This is a genomic window from Clostridium sp. JS66 (genome assembly GCF_033561535.1).
In the GTDB taxonomy this organism is placed as follows: Bacteria; Bacillota; Clostridia; order Clostridiales; family Clostridiaceae; genus Clostridium_AM; species Clostridium_AM carboxidivorans.
The window spans coordinates 1,274,373-1,295,759 of sequence record NZ_CP131467.1 but is presented as its reverse complement, the minus strand read 5'-3'; the positions used below and the strand labels follow the sequence as shown (position 1 = coordinate 1,295,759).

General features: G+C 30.4%; 18 protein-coding genes and 1 riboswitch. Of the genes, 5 read left to right on the top strand and 13 right to left on the bottom strand.

What is annotated here, in order from left to right; all coding sequences use genetic code 11:
* Positions 1-14: 14 nt before the first annotated feature.
* From Q6H37_RS06165 to Q6H37_RS06110, 12 genes are all read right to left on the bottom strand, one after another.
* Entirely contained in the window at positions 15-1,337 is a 1,323-nt protein-coding gene (locus Q6H37_RS06165; protein ID WP_318740065.1) for a cobyrinate a,c-diamide synthase, read from the bottom strand.
* A gap of 80 nt (positions 1,338-1,417) precedes the next feature.
* Positions 1,418-2,686 (bottom strand): glutamate-1-semialdehyde 2,1-aminomutase, encoded by a 1,269-nt coding sequence (hemL, locus tag Q6H37_RS06160; RefSeq protein WP_318740063.1) that lies wholly within the window; start codon positions 2,684-2,686, stop codon positions 1,418-1,420.
* 2 nt (positions 2,687-2,688) lie between these two features.
* A complete protein-coding gene (gene hemB / locus Q6H37_RS06155; RefSeq protein WP_318740061.1) occupies positions 2,689-3,660 on the bottom strand; it encodes a porphobilinogen synthase in 972 nt (323 codons plus the stop codon).
* A 164-nt stretch (positions 3,661-3,824) separates the two neighbouring features.
* Complete coding sequence (gene cobA / locus Q6H37_RS06150; RefSeq protein WP_318740058.1) at positions 3,825-5,291, bottom strand: uroporphyrinogen-III C-methyltransferase; 1,467 nt, start codon at positions 5,289-5,291, stop codon at positions 3,825-3,827.
* A 22-nt stretch (positions 5,292-5,313) separates the two neighbouring features.
* Positions 5,314-6,186, bottom strand: coding sequence for a hydroxymethylbilane synthase (hemC, locus tag Q6H37_RS06145; RefSeq protein ID WP_318740056.1), 873 nt, complete (start codon positions 6,184-6,186; stop codon positions 5,314-5,316).
* Positions 6,161-6,859 carry an NAD(P)-dependent oxidoreductase gene (locus Q6H37_RS06140; protein ID WP_318740054.1) on the bottom strand — a complete coding sequence of 233 codons (699 nt, stop codon included), beginning with the start codon at positions 6,857-6,859 and terminating at the stop codon, positions 6,161-6,163. Before Q6H37_RS06140 ends, hemC begins: the two co-directional genes overlap by 26 nt.
* On the bottom strand, positions 6,817-8,013 hold the full coding sequence (hemA, locus tag Q6H37_RS06135; RefSeq protein ID WP_318740052.1) for a glutamyl-tRNA reductase: 1,197 nt from the start codon (positions 8,011-8,013) through the stop codon (positions 6,817-6,819). Before hemA ends, Q6H37_RS06140 begins: the two co-directional genes overlap by 43 nt.
* Before the next feature lie 59 nt (positions 8,014-8,072).
* A complete protein-coding gene (locus Q6H37_RS06130) occupies positions 8,073-9,173 on the bottom strand; it encodes a histidinol-phosphate transaminase (RefSeq protein WP_318740050.1) in 1,101 nt (366 codons plus the stop codon).
* Positions 9,174-9,210: 37 nt separating this feature from the next.
* Positions 9,211-10,170 carry an adenosylcobinamide-phosphate synthase CbiB gene (cbiB, locus tag Q6H37_RS06125; RefSeq protein WP_318742926.1) on the bottom strand — a complete coding sequence of 320 codons (960 nt, stop codon included), beginning with the start codon at positions 10,168-10,170 and terminating at the stop codon, positions 9,211-9,213.
* Positions 10,171-10,199: 29 nt separating this feature from the next.
* Positions 10,200-11,717 carry a cobyric acid synthase gene (locus Q6H37_RS06120; RefSeq protein ID WP_318740048.1) on the bottom strand — a complete coding sequence of 506 codons (1,518 nt, stop codon included), beginning with the start codon at positions 11,715-11,717 and terminating at the stop codon, positions 10,200-10,202.
* A 177-nt stretch (positions 11,718-11,894) separates the two neighbouring features.
* Positions 11,895-12,079, bottom strand: a riboswitch (cobalamin riboswitch).
* A gap of 46 nt (positions 12,080-12,125) precedes the next feature.
* On the bottom strand, positions 12,126-12,851 hold the full coding sequence (locus tag Q6H37_RS06115) for an ABC transporter ATP-binding protein (RefSeq protein ID WP_318740046.1): 726 nt from the start codon (positions 12,849-12,851) through the stop codon (positions 12,126-12,128).
* A gap of 5 nt (positions 12,852-12,856) precedes the next feature.
* On the bottom strand, positions 12,857-13,654 hold the full coding sequence (locus Q6H37_RS06110) for an energy-coupling factor transporter transmembrane component T (protein ID WP_318740044.1): 798 nt from the start codon (positions 13,652-13,654) through the stop codon (positions 12,857-12,859).
* A gap of 248 nt (positions 13,655-13,902) precedes the next feature.
* On the opposite strand from Q6H37_RS06110, the gene Q6H37_RS06105 reads away from it, so the two are divergent.
* Positions 13,903-15,228, top strand: a complete 1,326-nt coding sequence (locus tag Q6H37_RS06105) for an ATP-binding protein (protein ID WP_318740042.1) — start codon at positions 13,903-13,905, stop codon at positions 15,226-15,228.
* Between the two features lie 63 nt (positions 15,229-15,291).
* On the opposite strand, the gene Q6H37_RS06100 is transcribed toward Q6H37_RS06105, so the two are convergent.
* On the bottom strand, positions 15,292-15,846 hold the full coding sequence (locus Q6H37_RS06100; RefSeq protein ID WP_318740040.1) for an NUDIX hydrolase: 555 nt from the start codon (positions 15,844-15,846) through the stop codon (positions 15,292-15,294).
* Positions 15,847-16,617: 771 nt separating this feature from the next.
* Between Q6H37_RS06100 and Q6H37_RS06095 the strand changes: the two genes are divergently transcribed.
* The 4 genes from Q6H37_RS06095 (at position 16,618) to Q6H37_RS06080 (ending at position 21,171) form a co-directional block, all read left to right on the top strand.
* Positions 16,618-17,421: a methyltetrahydrofolate cobalamin methyltransferase gene (locus Q6H37_RS06095; protein WP_318740038.1), complete on the top strand. Its 804-nt coding sequence runs from the start codon at positions 16,618-16,620 to the stop codon at positions 17,419-17,421.
* Positions 17,422-17,450: 29 nt separating this feature from the next.
* On the top strand, positions 17,451-18,083 hold the full coding sequence (locus Q6H37_RS06090; protein ID WP_318740036.1) for a corrinoid protein: 633 nt from the start codon (positions 17,451-17,453) through the stop codon (positions 18,081-18,083).
* Between the two features lie 36 nt (positions 18,084-18,119).
* Complete coding sequence (locus tag Q6H37_RS06085; RefSeq protein ID WP_318740034.1) at positions 18,120-19,097, top strand: uroporphyrinogen decarboxylase family protein; 978 nt, start codon at positions 18,120-18,122, stop codon at positions 19,095-19,097.
* 250 nt (positions 19,098-19,347) lie between these two features.
* Positions 19,348-21,171 (top strand): ASKHA domain-containing protein, encoded by a 1,824-nt coding sequence (locus Q6H37_RS06080; protein ID WP_318740032.1) that lies wholly within the window; start codon positions 19,348-19,350, stop codon positions 21,169-21,171.
* The last annotated feature ends 216 nt before the right edge of the window (positions 21,172-21,387 follow it).

The following is a 21,387-nucleotide window of genomic DNA, read 5'->3' as shown; positions in this document are numbered from 1 at the left end:
CCCCCTTGTATTTTTTACTTAACAAGCTGTTTAAGCATGTTTAAATTGCCAAAAAAGTGTACATGTCCATAAGCACCCATTGTATTTACTTTGGAATAACCACACTGCCATTTTTTTAACGATCCATCATAAACTTCTTTTGTTAAAGTACATATTTTATTTTCTTTTAAATCAACATAAGACTTATGAAATTCATGGCAATTAACCTTTGTTCCTATATTAATAAGATTATTTTTTTCTTTAACTTCAAGCTCTGCATATCCAAAGTTTTGAAGCTTTTTAGTCATATAAGCCTTACCGTTTAAAAAGCCTACAGTTTTAAAATATTCACTATTATCCATTACCTGTATTCCATCTGTGAGATACATTAATCCTCCACATTCAGCATAACAATTTATGCCTTTTTGAAGTAGCTCTTTTATACTTGAGAGCATAGATTTATTTTCACTCAATTCTTTAATAAAAACCTCTGGATATCCTCCACCAAGATATAAAAACTCTGTATGCTCAGGTACTTTTTTATCTTTTATAGGACTAAAGAAAGTAACTTCTCCTATTTCTTTTAAGAGTTCTATATTTTCAGTATAATAAAAACTAAAAGCCTTATCATAAGCAATTGATATCTTTTTTCCCCTATTTATTAAATGATAGTTATCTTCATAATTTTCTGTTTCTTTTAAACAAGTTAAAAGTTCTTGTAGGTTAACATATTTTAATATTAAATCACTGCATAAATCTATCTTTTCATTTAAATCTTCTACTTCACTACTTTGTACAAGTCCTAAATGCCTGCTTTTTAATGACAGCCTTTCATCCTTAGGAACATATCCCAAGACCTTAATATTACAATTCTTTTCTACTGCAGCTTTTAACAATTTATAGTAACTTTCACTTATATTATTGAATATAATACCTGCTGCATTTACCTTTTCAAAATTAAGTATGCCATTTATTTCCGCACATAAAGTAGCACTTTGAGCCTTAGGTGTTATAACCAGTAATACAGGAAGATTTAGAACTCTAGCCACATGTGCTGTAGAATATTTTGAATCTATTCCCTTACCATCATAAAGTCCCATAACCCCTTCTACTATACCTATATCTCCTTTTCCTCTAGAAAAAGCAGCTTTTACACCTTCTTCGCCCATTAAAAATAAATCTAAATTTCTAGAAGGTTTTCTTGTTATATAGCTGTGAAAAGCTGGGTCAATGTAATCTGGACCTACCTTATATCCTTGTACATCAAATCCCTTTTTCATAAGAGCCTTCATAATTCCTAAAGTTATTGTGGTTTTTCCTCCACCACTACTGTTAGAGGATATTACTATACTTTTCAAGCACTTCACCCCCTATTTATTAAATTTCACACTTTAATGATATTGCGAAGCAAAGCTTCGCAATATTTTTATATTCTATCTTAGAATTTTCTCATTAATTCAGCAAATTTTTCTACATGTTCCTTTGTATGTTTTACACATATAAACATGCCTTCAAATTGAGATGGTGCCATCATTATTCCGCCCTTTAACATATGTTCAAAGAATCTTCCATAAAGCTTAACATCAGATTTTTTAGCCTCATCATAATTTGTAACCTTGCCACCTTCATTGAAGAATATAGTCATCATAGTTCTAGCTCTATTAACAACTATAGGAAGTCCTTTTTCTTTTCCTATTTCCTCAGCTGCTTTTTGAATTCCTTCTCCTATTTTATCCATCTGATCATAATACGATAAGTTGTTATAAAGCTTTGTAACTGATGCTAAACCTGCTGCCATAACTATTGGGTTTCCAGACATTGTTCCTGCTTGATAAACTGGTCCTAATGGTGTCAATTGTTCCATTAAGTCTCTTCTTCCACCATAAGCTCCACAAGGAAGTCCACCGCCCATTATTTTAGCGAATGTTACCAAATCAGGTTTTACACCATAAAGACTCTGAGCTCCTTTATATGCAACTCTGAAGCCTGTCATAACTTCATCAAATATTAATATAGCTCCATATTTAGTACATAGGTCTCTTATACCTTGTAAAAATTCCTTTTTAGCTGGTACAACTCCCATATTACCTGCTACTACTTCTATAATAATTGCTGCTATTTGTTCTCCTTGTTTTTCAAAAAGTTCTTTAACACTATCCAAATCATTATATTTAGCAACTAGAGTATTTGCTATGCTTCCTTCTGGAACTCCAGGTGATCCTGGAATATTTGAAGTCATAACTCCTGAACCTGCCTGAACTAAAAATCCATCAAAATGTCCATGATAACATCCTGCAAATTTTATTATTTTATCCCTTTTTGTGCATCCTCTAGCCAATTTTACGGCACTCATAGTTGCTTCTGTTCCTGAGTTAACCATTCTTATCATTTCTACATTATCTACAGTAGTACATATATGCTTTGCTAATTTTAATTCAAGTTCTGTTTGCGTACCAAATGCAATTTCGTTTTCTGCTGTTTCTTTTATAGCTTTCACTACATCCTCATCCTGATGTCCAAGTATCATAGGACCCCAAGCATTTATAAAATCAACATATTTATTTCCATCTTCATCATAAATATAAGCTCCAGAACCTTTTTTTATAATTGGAGGATCAATAGTTAATCCTACATATGCTCTAACAGGACTGTTTACTCCTCCTGGCATATATTTTTTTGATTCATTAAATATATCTGAATTTCTCATTATTATTTTTCCTCCCTAATCCATTTAGCTGCCTCTAGTGCATAATATGTAATAATCATTTTTGCTCCTGCTCTTTTTATAGATGTTAACATTTCAAGTGCTACTGCTTTTTCATCTATAAGTCCTGCTTTAGCTGCTGCTTTAACCATAGCAAATTCACCACTTACATTATAAGCTGCTATTGGAAAATCATATCTGTCTCTTGCCAATCTTATTACATCTAAATAAGGCATAGCTGGCTTAACCATTATAATATCTGCACCTTCATCTATATCATCTTCTATTTCAAGCATAGCTTCTCTTACATTTGCTGGATCCATTTGATAACCCTTTCTGTTACCAAACTGTGGTGCTGAATCTGCTGCTTCTCTAAATGGTCCATAAAATGCTGAACAGTATTTAGCACTATACGCCATTATAGATATATTTTTAAAGCCATTTTCATCTAATGCTTCTCTTATAGCAAGTACTCTTCCATCCATCATATCTGAAGGTGCTATCATATCTGCTCCTGCTTTTGCATGAGATACTGCTATTTTAGCTATGTAATTTAAAGTTTCATCATTATCTACTTGATGATCATGAATTATTCCACAATGACCATGACTTGTATATTCACACATACAAACATCTGTTATAACAAACATTTCTGGATCCAATTCTTTTATTTTTCTTATAGCCTTTTGAATTATTCCATCTTCATCATAAGCTCCACTTCCACATTCATCTTTATGATCTGGAATTCCAAATAATAGTACACTTTTAACTCCAACTTCCTTCATTTCATCCACTATTTCATGCAATCTATCTATAGAAAAATGATAATTGCCTGGTAAAGATGAAATTTCCTCTTTTTTATTTGTTCCTTCTACTACAAATAATGGATATATAAAATCGCTTGTGTGAAGGTATGTTTCTCTTACCATTCCTCTTATAACTTCATTTTCTCTTAATCTTCTATGTCTTCTAAACATTTCGTCATTTCCCCTTTATAAATTATTTTTTTATATTAATAAATATTTTTTATTATTATTACATTTTATTTCACATAGTAAGCAACCTTTTTGAGAGGACAATTGTCCTCTGTCCTCTCAAAAATATTGTGTCACAATATTTTTATATTACCACAGTTGAACTTTTAACTATTACTCTTATCTAGCAACTTCTTAATTACTCCTTCTGTAGTATACTCATCACAAACTTCATATTTTATGCCCTGTTTTTCTAATGCATTACCTGTGATTGGTCCTATGGAAACTACTCTTTTTTGTTTTATACTATCTACTCCAACTAATTCTATCATATTATTTACAGTGCTAGGACTTGTAAATACTACTGTATCTACATCATCAAAACATCTTTCACTAGGCAGTGTTCCTAATACTGTTTCATAAACATGACACTCATCCACAGTACATCCATTTTCTCTTAACACTTCTGCTAAATAAGGTCTTGCATTTTTAGCTCTTGGTAAAAATATTTTATCTCCAGATTTTATAAAGTTTTTCATTTTTTCAAATAAGCTTTCTGCTACAAACTTTTCTGCAATGATTTTAGGAATAATTCCTCTATGCTTTATAGCTTTTTCAGTGGCAGGTCCTATAGCAGCAAAGACTGCTTTTATTTTTCTTATATCATAATCATTGTTATTTAAATACTTAAAGAAACTATTTACACCATTTACACTAGTAAATACTATGTAGTCATAAGAATTCAATTTATCTATATATTGTCCCATTGCTTCTTCATTATATTTTATCTCTATAGAGTTTATTTCCGTAACCTGAGCTCCCAAATCTATTAACTTTTCTCTTATTTCTTTTGCCTGCTCTTTAGTTCTAGTGATACATATGTTTTCACCAAATAGCGGCTTTTTTTCATACCAATTTAATTTATCATTAAATTGTACAACTTGTCCCACCACTATTATAGATGGTGAATGCAGTTCTGCTTTTAAAGCTTTTTCTTCTATATCCTTTAAAGTTCCAATTACCTTTTTTTGTTTAGCAGTAGTTCCTCTCATAACTACTGCACAAGGAGTAGCTTCGCTCATTCCATTTTCCATAAGTTTTTTTGAAATAACACCCAAATTTTCAAATCCCATTAAAAATATAAGTGTTCCTCCAACATTTGCTGCAGCATTCCAATTGATATTTAATTTTTCTGCACTTTTTCCAGTAAACACATGAAACCCTTGTGCTATCTTTCTATGAGTTACAGGTATTCCTCCATAGTTAAGTACAGAAATAGGAGATGTAATTCCTGGAATAACTTCAAAGTCTATTCCTTCATCTATAAGCCTTAAGGCTTCTTCTCCTCCTCTTCCAAATATGTACGGATCGCCACCTTTTATTCTTCCAACAATATGTCCCTGTTTAGCTAATTCTACTAGCATATTATTAATTTCATCTTGAGTTTTATAGTGACATCCTGGCTCTTTTCCACAATAATATACTTTACAATTTGAATTTAAATATTTTAAAATACCTATTCCTGCAAGTCTGTCATACATTACAGCTGTACACTGTTTTAACTTCCTTACAGCTTTTAGAGTTATAAGTTCTTCGTCTCCTGGCCCTGCTCCTATAAGATAAACCTTTCCCATTTAATTCTCATCCCTTTCTGCATTATGCTTCTATAATTTTTTTAGCTAATTTATATCCTAATTCCATGTAATCTTCTTTATTGCCAGATATCTCTCTTTTTATAAGATTATCTCCAACTTGAAATATTCCTATAATACTTATAGTATTTTCGTTTATTTGTGCATAAGCTCCTATAGTTGAATGACAATCTCCATTTAAAGTTCTCATAAAACTTCTTTCAGCTTCAACACATATTCTTGTGTTCTCATCTTCCATTCTTTTAAATATATCTTCATTTGCACTGTTCTTTTTTGTCTCTATTCCTAAAGCTCCCTGACCTACTGCTGGCACCATCTCATTAACATCAAAATAATCCGTTATAATATTTTCCATATTCATTCTTTTAAGACCTGCTGCTGCTAATATTATTCCATCTAAATTCTCTTTTTCTATTTTAGATATCCTAGTTTGCACATTACCCCTTATAGGAACTATTTCTAAATCAGGTCTTAAAAGTTTAACCTGTGCAGCTCTTCTATTGCTGCTAGTTCCAATTTTCGCTCCTTTTTTTAATTCTTTAAAATGTACACCGTTCATAGAAACAAATGCATCTCTAACATCTTCTCTTGGAGGTATAGACACTATATCAAACATATCCGGAACATCAAAAGGCACATCTTTCATACTATGTACTGCAGCATCTGCTTTATCCTCTAATAGTGCTACTTCTATTTCCTTTATAAAAAGACCTTTTCCACCAATTTTACTTAAAGATACATCTAATATTTTATCTCCTGTAGTCTCTACTAAAAGCTTTTCAGCCTCAACATCATGATTTTCCTTTAACATTTTCATTATATTTTCTGTCTGCACTTGTGCAAGCTGACTTCTACGAGTTGCAATTTTTAGTTTCAAAATCAATCACCATCCTATTATCAATATGTTCATCCATATAAAACATCTTTAGTACTATATCCCCTTTTCCTTTTTCATAAAAGAAATAAAAATCTTCAGAACATACAAATTTCATTATTTCCTTCTTTATAATGCTATTTTTTAACCTTTTTCTCAAATCTGATGTAAATTCAATAAACTTATCATATTTAGCTGCATAATCTTTTATCTTTTCCGCCAAATATACAGATGCTCTAGGATTTCCACTAAAAGTATTAACTCCTAAAAAAATATTTTTTGTATTCCTTTGGCAGGGTGTAACGCACATTCCATCCTCTGAAGATGTGCAATCTATATATAGTTTGTAACTTTCTGTGCAATGTAATCTTATTTCCGAATTTATCTTTTTTGAACTAGTAGCAATTATAACCAAATGATTACATTCTATATACTCTTTTTTATATTCTGATTTTATAATTTTCAAATTACTATAATCTTTTAACTCCTTAAACCCATCATTGAACTCCCTAGAAACTACTGAAACTAAACATCCTTTTTTCACAAAAGTTTTAGCCTTTGTAAGAGCTGCATTTCCTCCTCCAACAATAAGTACTTTTATCTTATTGGATATAAGTGAAAGCATTGTATATTCTATTCCGCCACATAAAATATCTTCTTTATTATTTTCATACAATCCTCAGCACTTCCCTTCAGTTGTTCCTCTTTTAGTACATCTATGGCTCTATTGATAAAAGCATCTGATGTACTTTTAAATAGTACTTCAGCCAATTTTTCGTTATCCTTGGTATGCCTTTTATTTTTGAAGGTTTTATATCTCTTTTTATATACCTTTTCTCCACACTTTTTAAGATTTACTATTTCTCCAGAAATACTCTGTATTTTCTGCCAATCCATAAACTCTTTAATATATTTATCAACTATACATCTATTTTTAATCATTATATCTTTTCTTTTTTTTCTATTTTCATCATCTATGGAACTTACCTTGTCAATATTGTATACTGTTACATTTTCCATACTGCAAACTTCTTCTTCTACATCTCTAGGCACAGCTAAATCAAATATAGTCATAGTTTTTTCTGGTAAGTTATTCTTTCTTACTACACAGTGAGGTGCTGAAGTACATGATATTATACAATCCACATCATTATAATTTTCTACTCTTTCATCAAAATTTATAACTTTCACTCTAGGATCTTCTATATCTACAACCTTCGGATTTCTTACTGCTATATATAGCACCTCAAAACCTGCAGATAAAATATATTTTGCCGCAAGCTGTCCAACTTCACCAAAACCTAACAGCATAAATCTTTTTATTCCACGTTTTCTACTTTCATTAACTGCTATGGATGATGAAGATACAGGTATTTTATAAAGACTTGACTTGGTTCTAAACTCTTTTCCACAAGTCACTGCAGTTTGAAAAAGCCTCTGCAAATCTCTATGTACAGTTTTTGAATTCAAAGCAATTTCATAAGCTTCCTTAACTTGAGCTAAAATTTGATCTTCTCCTAAAATCAAGGAATTGAATCCACATACCACATCCATTAAATGCCTAATTACTTCATTGCTCTTATAATGAAAAGTATAGTTTTTCAAATTTTTATCCCAACCTAATATATCAAAAACCTTATTTACCATGGCATCATCATGATCTTTAGCATTAAAATATATTTCAGTTCTGTTACAAGTACTTATTACCACAACTTCATCACAAACTTCTTTTAAACTCTTTGTGAACTTTTCACAACGTTTTTGTATTACAGAAAATTTTTCTCTTACTTCTAATTTTACATCCCTTTTTAAACCTATAAGTTGTATCATTATTACCATCTCCCAAAATAATTCACTACCACTACCATTGGTAGCAACCGTACAAAAACTTAACTTAATGAATTTAAAAGCTTTATAATTTTATTATTAATTTCCCTATTTTTAATAGCTAGCCTAATATATTTATCATTTAAGGTTTTAAAGTTATCACATTTTCTAATTGCAATTCCTTTATCTAAACATATTTTATACAATTCATCACAATGTAAACTTTTAAGCTTACATAATACAAAATTAGAATAGGTATTATACACTTCTTCTATTAAACCTACTTTTTTCAAATTTGAAATCATATATTTTCTCTCTTCATCAATCCATTTTAATGAATCTTCTATATAATTTCTATCCTTTAAAACATATTTTGCTGCAATTTCTGCAAAACAATTTACATTCCAGGGATTTTGTTTAATTTTAATTTTATCTATAAGTTCCTCATTTTTGCTTATTCCATATCCTATTCTGATGCCAGGCAAAGCAAAGAATTTAGTTAAAGCTCTAATTATAAGTATACATTTATAATTTTTCATTTTCTCTAAAAAGCTAAAATTATTTTTCCCTGTAAATTCTATAAAAGCTTCATCTATTATAATTGTTTTATTATTTTCTTCGCAAAAATCTAATATTTTTTTAAATTTATCCTTATCTATTATTCCCCCATTAGGATTATTAGGGTTCCCTATGATAAGTACATCTGACTTTTGTGTTTGCAATAATATATCTTCATAATCATAAGTCATATCCTTTTTCATGGTAGAATATATTATGTCACATCCCCACTTCAAAGCATTTTTCTCATATTCTATAAAGGAAGGAACTGCTACACAAACCTTTTTAAAACAGCTTATGGACAAATCTATAATTTCTGCTGCACCATTGCCAAGAATTATATCCTTTTCAGATATAAAAAATTCACTTTTTTTATCATAAACTCCAGGTTTAAAATAATCCACACTAAAATCTAAATATTCCTTAATGCACTTTTTTAAGCTTCTATATTCAGCATCTGGATACTTTTCTACAGCTTTTATAGCTTCATCTATATGATCTGTAAAGCTTTTCGGAACTCCTAATGGATTTATATTAGAACTAAAATCTAAAATTTCTCTTCCCTTTAAAATTCCTTCTGTATATATATCTCCTCCATGTTCCATATCAATCACTTCCTAAATCCTTTTTAATAAAACATATTTACTTCTTAATAATTACAAACATAAATACTACATATATAATTATCATAAAAATTTCAGCAGCATACATAAGCTTTATAGACTCATTTATATGTTCAAAACTCAATGTCTTTTTCTTATCTCCTATTGTAGGCTTATAAACTACTTCTCCAAAATATACATTAGTTCCACCTAGCTGTACCTTCATAGCTCCTGCAGCAGCTGCTTCTGGATAGGCACAATTTGGACTTTTATGATTTTTTCTATCTCTAACCATTATACAAAAGCTTTCTATAGCATTGCCTTTAACTACAAAAGAACTTAAACATATAAGTATTCCAGTTATTCTTGCAGGAATAAAATTGAAAACATCATCTACCTTAGCTGGAAAAAATCCTATATATCTATATTTTTCATTCATATATCCAAGCATTGAATCCATGGTATTTATAGCTTTATACATCATTGCCAAAGGTGCTCCTCCAATTATTGCATAAAATAATGGTGCAATAACCCCATCTGAAGCATTTTCAGCCACTGTTTCAACATCAGCTCTTATTATCTCATTATCACCAAGCTGTGTTGTATCTCTTCCAACTATATATGAAAGCATTAATCGAGCTTTCTCTATATCTTTATCCTTCAATGCATGATAGACCTTTTTAGCTTCTTTACTTAAACATTTTGCTGCCAATGTAGTCCATATTATCAACACATTAACAATATGAAATAACCAAGGCAGTGAACTTGCTAACTTTAAAATACCAAATGTTATAAAAAAGCTTATACCCGCTACAATTATTACAATAAGTCCGCCAAAAGCTTTAATACTTCCATTAGATTTACATAGTTTTCTTCCTTTTTTATCAAGAAACCCTATAAGTTTTCCTATATATATAATAGGATGCGGCAACCAATTAGGATCGCCTATTAGCCAATCTATTATTACAGCTAAAATTATATCTAATATATTCATTGCCATGAAAGATGCTATCAAAATACATCACCCCATTATTTCTTCATTCCCATAATATTATATATACTTGTTATATCCATATTTTGCCTAACTATGTCTGCAAGTCTATCAAGTTCTTTTTCTCTTAAATTTTCATATACATAAGATTTTTTAGTTTTCATACCTTTTTTTGATCTTATTTTATTTAAAATATATTCTCTAAAATCTACACCATCAAAAACTCCATGTATATAACTTCCTATAACATTTTCTTCATTATTTACAGCACCATCCTGAAGACAAACCTCTTCTCCATTCTTATCTGTGATTTCAAATAAAGGTTTTGCTTTTTCACCATAAGTACATATTCCCATATGTATTTCATAGCCATATACATCTATTTTTCTTTTTTCTGTTGAAGCTTCATTCTTATATACATCAAACTCTCTTATACTTTCTGCTTTTACCCTTGTAGTGACCTTTTCTTCCTCAAATACAGTATCTATATCCAAAAGACCCATAGCTTCTACCTCTGGAACTTCTGTTTCTACACCATAAGGATCTTTTATTATTTTTCCAAGCATTTGATATCCGCCACAGATTCCTATAACTAAACCATCTTTGCTGTATTCCTTTATGTGTGCTTCTATACCGGATTTTCTAAGCTTAAGTAAGTCCTCAATAGTATTCTTGCTTCCTGGAATTATAACTAAATCTGGATTTCCAAATTCTTCAACAGTTTCTATAAATCTTACTGATACATCCTCTTCACTCTTTAAGGAATCTAAGTCTGTAAAATTAGATATGTGTGGAAGCTTTATTACAGCTATATCTATAGGTGCTGTCACTCTCTTGTTAAACTCTACTGCACCATCTTCATCTTCTAATGCCAAATGAAAATAAGGAATTACACCTAGACATGGTATTTTTATTATATCTTCTAGCATAGTAAGTCCTGGTTTTAATATTTCCACATCGCCTCTAAATTTATTTATTATTGTACCCTTAACTCTCTTCTTTTCTTCCTCATTAAATAGAACCATGGTTCCTGCTAAAGATGCAAATACTCCTCCTTTATCTATATCCCCAGCTAACAAAACAGGTGCATCTACAATTTCTGCCATACCCATATTTACTATGTCTCTATCTCTTAAATTTATTTCTGCAGGACTACCTGCTCCTTCCATAACTATGATATCAAACTTTTTTTCCATTTCTTCAAATTGCTCTTTAAGCATATCCCTAAATTGTAATTTCATATTATGATATTCCATAGCAGTACTATTACCATATACTTTTCCATTAACTATAATCTGACATTTTTTATCAGAAGTAGGCTTTAAAAGTATAGGATTCATATATGCTTCTGGTTGAAGTCCTGCAGCATAGGCTTGAAGCACTTGTGCACGCCCCATTTCCTTACCATCTAGAGTTATATATGAATTTAAAGACATATTTTGCGACTTAAAAGGACATACAGAATATCCATCCTGCGTAAAAATTCTACAAAGTGCCGTTACTAGTATACTCTTTCCTACTGATGATCCTGTGCCTTGAATCATAATTTTAGCCATACCAATCATTCCCCTCTCAAAATTTGTATAAACGAAAAAATTGTCCAAAAGTGCTCCATGCAATATCCCCATATTTTTAACATATTGCATATTGTTTGACTTTTAAGACAATTTTCTTTACAAAATAAAAAACCGGCAAATGCCGGAAGTACTATATTAAAAGTCCTTTCCCTCCGAAAGCATATGTTTTAATCAGGCAGGTCTCCTGGCTTATGAATCATTCTCCCCTTTGCCTTCCTCCAATATTAATATAGAGTGGCCAGTAAAGGTTTGTCCTCAATTACAGTAGCGGGGGCTGCTGCGGAATTCAACCGCATTCCCTTTTCACCTTGTTAAAAGGCACCTGAAGTTACAATATTCTCTTTTATAAATTTAGTTTATTACAATTAAGTTACTCTGTCAATAATTCTACTTTATATTATAATGAACTAAAAAATCGTTATCATTGATCACAGAATTATAATCATCATCTCTTACAATAGTATGTTCTTCTGAGAAAACTAAAGCCCTTTTAAATACATCTTGTACATATTCAAAATCATGGGTAGAACAAATTATAGTTTTACCACTGGAATTTAATTTTATCATAAGATCTTTCAAAAATCTTTTTCCTTTAGGATCTATACCATTCATAGGTTCATCTAAAACTAAAACCTCTGGATTTAAAGCTAAAACACTAGCTATAGCTACCCTCTTTTTCTCCCCACCACTTAAATTATATGGTTCTCTTTCTCTAAGATCCGCTACATCTAAGAGCTTTAGGCAATCTTCAACTCTCATATTCACTTCTTCTTCCTTTAAACCCATCTGCCTTGGTCCAAATGCTATTTCATCATACACATTAGAACAAAAAAGTTGTGCATCTGAATTTTGAAATACAAAACCTACACTTTTGTGAAATAATTTGCAAAATTTATTATCTTCTAACTTTTTGCTATTTATTTCTTCACCCTTAAAACAGTATTTTCCTTTTTTTGCGAATTCTATTCCATTTACAATTTTCAAAAATGTGGATTTACCACTGCCATTAGGCCCTATTAAAGCTACAGCTTCCCCTTCTTTAATACTTACATTTATATTTTTTAGTACATCTGCATTTTTGTATTTAAAATAAACATCTTTAAATTCAATCATCCTTATCACATCCTAGCAAAATAAAAATACATTAATATAATTACTATATTTATTATAACATAAGCAAAATCCTTAAAAGAAAAACTAAAGCTTGAATAAGACACATACTCTCCTGTGAATCCTCTACATTCCATGGCGGAATACATTTCATCACCTAATTCCTTTGATTTTAAGAAAAGATTTCCCATTACTTTAGATAAAGAAGAGTATTTACCACTATTTACACCTATAGATCTTAACTTTAGAGCATAAATCATTTCTAGAGAAAATTCTCCAAGAATATAAATATATTTTATGGTTATATCGAACACTAATATGAATATATCTGGTATGAAGAAGTTTTTAAGTGCTTTTGTTATGTCATGCCACTTAGTAGTATAAGATAAGATATTTATAGCTAATATAGTACCTATTACTTTTAAGATAAGAAGTATACTATTTCTTACATTTCCCATCATTATAGAAGGTATAATCATAATAAATGTAAAAATTGGTACCACTATGCTTACTGCTAAAATTTTTTTTATGTCTTCTATGTCTAATAAACTCAAAGTAAATAGCATATATACATCCACAACTAATATGTACATAAGATTCTTAGACATTGACAAAAATATTATGTTTATAATTGTAAAAATCAATTTTATAGATGGATTAAGCTTGTACATAAAATTATTACTAACTTTGTTGCTTCTCTTTATTAATGATAAAATACTTAGAAGTCCCACTATAGTTTTATCTATAAAACTATCTTTGTCAGCTTTAGGTACATAGTCATCTTTCTTTAAAAGCCAGTCTCCCATTACTATTACACCTACTTATTACAAATTATTTTACATATACTCAAAATATATCATATATAAAAACTTAATGCAATTAATTTAAAACTTATTATATTACGTATAATAATTGTAAAATATTAAATTAATTAATATTTATTTTACATTTTGCATATATTTTAGGAGGATTTAAAATGCTTTTGTAGAATATGTGTTATTAGTGCATCATTATACAACAGTTTATTTTAATAATAATGAAAGGAGTTCTCACTGTGTTAAGTTCTGATTATTCTTGTTTATTTTCAAATAACTCTAATAATAATTTTATTGTTAATACAGATCTTTCTAATGATAAAAATATGATTAATACAATTATAGACAATGTTCCTATAGGAGTTATAATTTTAGACATCAAATTTAACATAATACTTTGGAATTCCGTACTAGAAAAAATGTCAAACATATACAATAAAACTGTTATAGGAAAAAACTTTTTTCAGATTTTCCCCAAGGTATTTACTAAAGATATCAATATTAAAATCAAAAACATTACAAGTACTAAAGAAACTATAATATTAGATAATCTTTCAGTAAACAATTTCTTTTCAAGTAAACATTACAAATACTGTAATATAAAAATTAGTGCTTTAGAAAATAAATCTTCAATATCAAATGGCATAATGTTTACCTTTGAAGATTGTACTGTACTGCAAAATGTAAGATATGAATTAAATAAAGAATGTTCTATTGTTAAAACCTTAATCAAAAAAATAAAAGAAGATAAATTACACTTAAGTAAGATGCAAGAAATTGACAAATTAAGGACAGATTTTTTTACCAACATCAGTCATGACCTTAGAACACCATTAAACATAATTCTAAGTGCACTTCAACTTATGAAATCTTTTAACAATTTAAACTGTAATGAAGAAAAGTCTTTTAAATATTTTAAGAGCATAAAACAAAATTCTTTAAGATTATTAAAACTTATTAATAATTTAATAGATATAACAAAAATCGATAGTGGATATTTTGAAATTCGCACTGGCAATTACAATATAGTTAATATAGTTGAAGATATAACACTATCTGTAGCTCAATATGTAGAGAATAAATCTATAACTCTTACATTTGATACAGATACAGAAGAAAAATTTATGGCTTGTGATCCTGATAAAATAGAAAGAATTATGTTGAATTTAATATCTAATGCTATAAAATTTACAAATCCAGGTGGACATATATTTATAAACATGTTTGATGAAAACGATCATATTGTTATTTGCGTAGAAGATACTGGTATTGGCATACCTGAAGATGATTTGGATATAATTTTTGAAAGATTTCGTCAGGCAAATAGAGCTTCAGCAAGAAACTATACAGGAAGTGGCATAGGATTATCTCTTGTAAAATCCTTAGTTGAAATGCATGGAGGAAAAATTTCAGTTAAAAGCACTTATGGAAAGGGTACCAAATTTGTTATAAGACTTCCTGTTACTATAAAGGAAACCGATAACGCACCTACACAAAATATTAACTTTAATAAAAGTCATATTGAAAAAGTAAGTATAGAATTTTCTGATATATATACATCATAAATTAACTTTAGCACAGGATTAGTACCTGTGCTTTTTTTACAAAAATTTTTTTATTTTAAAACCTTATAAATTACAGCCTTCACAAAATATATACCATGTTCCCATAGCTACAGCTGTACCTTTTGCCTGTTCCTCTAATAAAAAGTTTTTTAAATTATTTTTATTTACCAAAACAACTTCTATTTCCTCTTCTGATTCAAGATGTTGTTTAGGATTTAAATTTTCTTCTATTGTCTCATCAATTTCTGCATTAGCTACACGCACAGTATCCGTCAATAGTGCTGCATTTGAATATAATTCAGGACTTATAGTTTTTATTTTTCCTACATATCCTGTTTCTTCTTTAAGTTCTCTTAAAGCCTCCTTTTCTAAATCTTCACCTTCTACTAATCCTGCTGGAAATCCTAAAATATAATTATTTATAGCTGGACGATATTGTTTTATCATTAAATATCTGTTTGATGGAACAAGTTTAGGTATTATGACCACAGTTTTACTAGTATTAGTCCTTTCTATACTTTCCCACTTTACAGTTTCTCCACTTTTACTCTTATAGGTTGTTTGCTTTAATGCCAACCATTTCCCTTTATACAAAGTTTTTTCTTCAATTTTTTTCATAATCAATTCACTCCAATCTTGCAAAAATCTTAGTCAATATCACTAATCATATTCTACTATACTATGTTTAAATTTTACATATTTTTATTATAAAAAAACATATGAGAAATATCTATGTTATTACGGGCGTTTATGCTTATATTAAACCAAATTGCTATTTTTTGATCTTGTTCCTGCAGCAGCTTTCTAATAAAAGGATTTATATCAGATTTCAAAAGGATGTTCTTTGCTTAACTCATTTAATTTCATAAGCACCTCTAATTTATACATTTTGTATAAATTATTCTTAAAAAATCTACATTCTGCAAATAGAATTAAAAATTTCCATTTGCTATAATGTAATTATATCAAATGGTTGGTAAATTACAACGTTTTCTGCTGGTTCTTCTGTTACTTATACAATAATAAAAAATGTATAAATTCAGTCAGGAGAATTAGAGATTATGGTATATCCTTTCAATTGATGCAACAGATACATATCCTAATTATGGTCAATTAAATGTTGTGAACAGCTGAGAGGTTACACTGCCCTAATGTAAATGTTTAACATGACTTTTTTCGGTGTAGGATGATGAAAATATCATATGCAAAAACATTGTAAAAGCACCCAATCTGATTTTTCTGAATGTTGTGTTATTTCTATTAACTATGTGTACAATGGGTGATATAAGAATGAAAAAATAAAGTACAAATCAAAGAAATTTAAAGTGTTGTAGTACTAATTGATATGATTGTAACTTAAAGTAAATGTTTAAAAAAGGGGTGTATATTATGATAGTAATTGGTGAAAAAATTAATGGAGCGATTCCTTCCACGGCTAAAGCCATTGCAGCAAAGGATGCAGAATTTATAAGAAATCTTGCAATAAAGCAAGCAGAAGCAGGTGCAGATTTTATTGATGTTTGTGCTTCAGTGGATGATGGAATCGAACTGGAAACAATGAAATGGCTTATAGACATCGTACAGGATGCAACCGATGTTCCCATTGCAGTGGACAGCCCTAACGTTCATACATGCGTAGAAGCCATGAAATACTGTAAGAAACCAGGCCTTTTCAATTCCGTATCAATGGAAGGGGACAAGATTGACGTGGCATTTCCTGCAATCGCTGATACAAAATGGGAATGTGTTGCTCTTTTGAACAGCGACAAAGGAATCCCTAAAACTGCTAAAGATCGTTTGGATGTATTTGCAGATTTAATGGCAAAAGCAAAGGAATACAACATTGATCCATCTAGGATGCATATTGATCCCTTGATTGAAATGCTATGTACATCAGAAGATGGGATCACCATGGTAACCGAAGTTATGAAAAAAATTAAAGAATTGTATCCTACTATTCATGTTGTTGGAGCCGTTAGTAATATCTCCTTTAATATTCCAGCTAGGAAAATTGTCAATCAGGCATTTGCAGTATTGGCTATGAATGCAGGAATGGACAGCTTTATCCTTGATCCACTAAATCAGGATTTAATAGGGATGTTGTTTGCAACAGAAGCACTATTAGGTGAAGACGAGTACTGCATGGAATATATTAGAGCATACAGAGAAGGAATATTTGGTAAAAAGAAATAATTATATAAAATAATAAGGAGGAAAAGATAATGTCTAAAATTGAAGAAGTAAAAGCTAATGTAGAGAAAGGTAAAACTAAACTTATTAAAGGATTGGTGCAGGAAGCACTAGATGAGGGAAGCAAAGCAGAAGATATACTTCAAGCTATGATCGACTCAATGGGTGTTGTAGGCGATAAGTTCTCAACAGGAGAACTATTCGTACCTGAAATGCTAATAGCAGCAAAAGCAATGGCAAAAGGTGTAGAAGTGCTTAAACCTCATCTTGCAAGTGGTTCTTCATCTTCTTTAGGAACATGTATTATTGGAACAGTGGCAGGCGATTTACATGATATTGGAAAAAATTTGGTTTCAATGATGATTGAAAGTACTGGATTCAAAATAGTAGACCTTGGTGTAGACGTACCTGATGCTAAATTTGTTGAAGCAGTTAAGACAAATGAAAATGTAAAAATAGTAGTATGTTCAGCACTTCTTACTACAACAATGCCAGCTTTGAAGAAAACAGTTGAGACTTTAAGAAAAAGTGGATTAAAAGGATTCAATATAATGGTTGGTGGTGCTCCTGTAACAGCTGAATTTGCGGCTTCAATAGGGGCAGATGCATATACGCCTGATGCAGGTAGTGCTGCAATTAAGGCTAAAGAATTGGCAACAGCATAGATATATCATAAATAATATAAGGGGAGGTATTGATATATGTTAACTAAAAGACAGAATTTACTCGAAACTATTAAAGGTGGAAATCCGGATCGTTTTGTTAATCAATATGAATTTTTAAATATGATTCTGGAAATGCCTTTGGGAAGTGGATCTAAATACGGTTGTACTTGGAAAGACAATTGGGGAATAACATGGCAATGGCCAGAAGGTCAACTTGGTGCGTTCCCTGTGCATGATGACGAACACAGAGTTTTAAAAGATGTTACTGAATGGAAGAAATACGTTAAAATTCCTGAAATCGACACTTCCGATGAAGCTTGGGCTGCCGCTGTTGCTCATGCTAATTCTGTTGACCGTAACGAGGAATTTGTCTCACCTTTCTATGCCCCAGGTGTCTTTGAAATGACACATCATCTTATGGGTATGGAAGATGCATTAATGGGTTTATATGAAGAGCCTGAAGCTATGCATGAGTTAATTGATGCCATTACGCAGTATGAGTTAGATGCTGCAAAAGTGATAGTTGAAAAACTTCACCCAGATTGTATTTTCCATCATGATGACTGGGGTAGCCAAAAAAACTCTTTTGTATCTCCTGAAATGTTCGAAGAGTTCTTTCTTCCAGCTTATAAAAAAATCTATGGTTACTATAGAGCCAATGGTGTTGAATTGATTGTTCACCACAGCGATTCTTATGCCGCTAACCTAGTTCCATATATGATCGAAATGGGCATCGATATCTGGCAAGGCGTTATGAATACTAATAACATTCCTGAAATGATCAAGAAATATGGTGAAAAAATATCCTTTATGGGAGGTCTCCACAGCGGTTTGATTGACTTTCCGGATTGGACACCTGAAAATTGTACCAAACATGTAGAAGAAGCTTGCAAAGCTAATGGAAAGAAATACTTTATTCCATGCCTAACTGCAGGTTTACCTAAGGGGTATTTCCCAAATGTATATGAGACAGTAAGTAATGCAATAGATGAAATGAGTAAAAAAATGTTTTAAGGTACATAACTAGGCCAAAACATTTTTGTTGTAAATAAAAAACATTTTGGATCAATATTAAAAATAAATTAATCCAAAATGTTTTTTGTATTTTTTCTTAATGAGAGTTATTCGTTTGTTACAAGATCAAACACGAGTCTCACTTTATTGTCCAATGTATAGGGAACTACTATATTCCAAAACTTAAATTATGTATATTCAAGTAGAATATAATTATACTTAAAGAAAAATATTTCATAGGGGGAATTATATGAATATTTCCAATAAAAAATTTCAACTTATTACTAATTCACAAAATGGTAAAGACGTCATAAAGGTTAAACCAGGTGAGAATTTATTTAATATATTAATGGATAACAAAATATTTATAGATAGTCCCTGCAATGGAAAAGGAATTTGTGGAAAATGTAAAGTTAAAGTAGTAAAAGGATTACCTGAACCTACTCCACTCGATATAAAGCATTTAACTAAAGAAGAGTTAGAAAGTGGATTTAGGTTATCCTGTAATTTGACTATAAATGAAGATTTAGAAATAGTACTTTTAGAAAAGAATAAAGATATGGAAGTATTAATAAATGGTACAGAACAGCAATATACTCTAGATACTGTAGTGAAGAAAAAATATTTAGCAATTGAGAAACCATCCATTAATGATCAACGAGATGATTATAGAAGGTTAAGTGATGCTTGTGAAAATGATGATTTACTCATTGGTTTACAATATTTACCTCAAATAAGTGATTTGTTAAGAGGATCTGATTTTAATGTTACCGCATCACTTTATAATAATCGTCTTTTACATTTAGAAAATGGTAATTGTTTACATCAAAACTATGGACTGGCTGTAGATATAGGCACAACTACTATAGTAATCTATTTATTAAATCTAAATGATGGGAAAGTAATGGATATAGATTCAAGAGTTAATAGCCAGATAAGTTATGGGGCTGATGTAGTTTCAAGAATAAATTTTACTATTGAGAATCCAAAGGGATTAGATATATTGAAGGATAATATTGTAAATCAGCTTAATGATATGATAGAACTGTTATGTAAAAAAAATAACATAAGTAAAGATAACATATATGATATAGTTATTGTTGGAAACACTATTATGATTCACCTACTACTTGGACTTCCATGTAAAAATATAACTATGTCACCATATATTCCAATGGTTACAAAGGCACTGGAGCTTGAAGCTAAGGAGATTGGAATTAAGGCTAAAGGCATGATAAGCTTACTTCCTGGTATATCAGCTTTTGTAGGAAGTGATATAACTGCTGGTATATTATCCTGTGGTATGTTAAATTCAGAAAAATATTCATTATTGTTAGACCTTGGAACCAATGGAGAAATTGCGCTGGGTAATAAAAACGAAGTAGTAACTTGCTCTACGGCTGCTGGACCAGCTTTTGAAGGTACAAATATTAAGCATGGAATTGGTGCCATAAAAGGAGCTATAAGCAAAGTTGATTTATCAAGGGATAAAATATATGAAACAATAGGAAATGAAAAACCCTGTGGAATATGCGGCTCAGGAGTGTTGGATGCTGTGGCACAATTTGTGAAGTTTGGAATATTAGATGAATCAGGTAGAATGGCTTGCGCGGACGAAGTGGAAAACACGGATTATCAGAATAGGATTGTTGAGATAGATAATATGAGACAGTTTATTCTAGTACAAAATAGTATACATGATGAAATTATTACCTTTACACAAAAGGATGTACGAGAAGTTCAATTGGCAAAGGCTGCTGTATGTGCTGGCATCAAAATACTTTTAAAAGAAAAGAACATAAACTTTAATGAAATAGAAAAAGTATACATTGGCGGTGGATTTGGTAATTATATGGATATAGAAAGTTCTGCTACCATAGGCATGATACCCAAAGAGCTCAAGGGTAAGATTGAATCTGTTGGCAACTGTGCAGGTGGTGGAGCTAAAATATATTTGCTATCAAAACAAATAAGAGAGAATGCAGTAGATATTATTAATAAAACCACATATATAGAGTTATCAAAAAGAAAAGATTTTCAGGAATATTTTATAGATTCTATGATACTGGATTAATATCTTCAGTGATAGATGCAGAAAACAAATTATTATTATGTGATTTCACGGATTATTACTGACAAGCTTCAGCAGATTTAGAATATTCATTCAAGATTATCCTTAGCAGAGGCTGCCGACAATGAAATATCACTTTCGTAAATTGCAAATAAAGCCCGGCAAGTTAATTTGCTGGGCTTTATATTGCTTACAAATTATACATATATAATTTGTATA